Origin of the sequence: Achromobacter sp. RW408, assembly GCF_003184165.1 — a bacterium.
Lineage (GTDB): Bacteria > Pseudomonadota > Gammaproteobacteria > Burkholderiales > Burkholderiaceae_B > Achromobacter > Achromobacter xylosoxidans.
The window spans coordinates 1-1,469 of sequence record NZ_QHHO01000028.1; the positions used below are offsets into that span (position 1 = coordinate 1).

The following is a 1,469-nucleotide window of genomic DNA, read 5'->3' on the forward strand; positions in this document are numbered from 1 at the left end:
CGGAGGCCTTTGAATTCTTTGGTGGCGCATCCCTGATTCGAACAGGGGACCTGCGGATTATGATTCCGGTGTCTGAACAGCCCGCAGACCCGCGCCAAATATAGATATTCCTCCCGAAACTGTCCAAAATTTCCACATCTGCGCCGCCTCTGGCGGCCGCGTCTTTCCTGGCTTCGCCTGCTGATATTAGACGGCCGGCAACGCCGTTTTGTTGGGGCTGACTGTCCCCCTCCAGCGCGATTTCACATAGATTTCCGTCGTCCGCACGGACTCGTGCCCGCACAGCACCTGAATCTCGGTCAGTGGCACGTTGGCCAGCCACATGTCGGTCGCGCCCTTTCCCTTCAAATCGTAGAACCCGAACGGTTCCGTCAACTCCCCCTCTTTCACCGCCTTGTAAATGCGGCGCCGCAGCATCGCCGATATCCCGTCGTAGGTATACGGATCCCCGTTGCGCGTGCGCACGAGATGCAGGCCTGGCCCGAGGAGGGCATCCGCGGGCGCCGCTTTGGCCAGGATCGCCTCCATTTCCGGCGTGATTCGGATGTCGACTACCTGGCCCGTTTTCGCCTGCCGGTTGCGGATCACCCTTTGGATGGTGCCATCGGCCTCGCGCTTGTTGACCACGTTGGCGGTGGTCCAGGTGATGATGTCCTCGGGCCGTTGCAAGGTTCGGTAGATCAGCTCCATCAGAATCTGCTCGGCTTTGGAAGCCCTGCCATAGATCAGGGTGTACTCGTCGTGGTCGACGTACCGGTCACGCTTCTGCTCGGGGTTGCGCGCAATTCCGAAACAGGGATTGACCTTCACCCCGGTTTCCGGCTTCCGCATCATCCAAGAGAAGGCCGCCGACAGGCACGCCTTTTCCCGGTTCGCCCGTACGGCCCGGTTCGCGTGTGCGCCGGCGTCCAGGTACTGCGCGACGTGATATCCCTGGACTTGAGGCGGCTGCATTTTTCCGAAGAATGCCGTCAGCGGTGTGATGGCCGCCTCGTAGTCGTCATAGGTGCGCTGCGCGATACCGCGACGCAGCTTGGGCAGACCGATTCGCTTTTGGCAGTCGGCCAGGAACATGCCCAGCCAGTACGCCACGGTGCCGTATTCCCCGGCCGGGTCGTTGTACAGGTTGCCCCGCCGCTTCGCCTCGTTGATATCGGTTCCGATCCGCTCCCATTTTCCGCTGCCGGGGTGTACGTAGTAGAAGGCGCCATGCTTGAGGTAGACGCGCGGCGGTAGCCCCAGGTCAGCCGATTTTCGCTTGCGTCCCATGCTTCCGTTGTCGGTTGAAAAGTTGTTGCAGCGCGGCGTGATCCGGTTGCGGAGAAGCCGGCGGCGCATGCGTGTCGTTCGCGGCTTCCGCGGGGGCGCCGGCCATGACGCGGTCAAAGGCCGTGCGGCCCACCAGCGGCCGGCCGCTGGGCTTGCGGCTGACCGGGATGCCCAGGCCTTGTAGATACCGGATCTGCGCA

The 1,469-nt window shown here is 62.5% G+C and carries 2 protein-coding genes and 1 tRNA gene; all 3 read right to left on the minus strand.

From position 1 onward, the window contains the following. Positions 1–19 precede the first annotated feature (19 nt). A tRNA-Met gene (locus DK459_RS30590) sits at positions 20–96 on the minus strand. Between the two features lie 90 nt (positions 97–186). Then, positions 187–1,269, minus strand: coding sequence for a tyrosine-type recombinase/integrase (locus tag DK459_RS07505; RefSeq protein ID WP_199234268.1), 1,083 nt, complete (start codon positions 1,267–1,269; stop codon positions 187–189). Next, a partial coding sequence (locus DK459_RS30945) for a DUF4224 domain-containing protein (protein ID WP_110134619.1) occupies positions 1,244–1,469 on the minus strand: 226 nt, incomplete at its 5' end. The genes DK459_RS07505 and DK459_RS30945, both read right to left, overlap by 26 nt.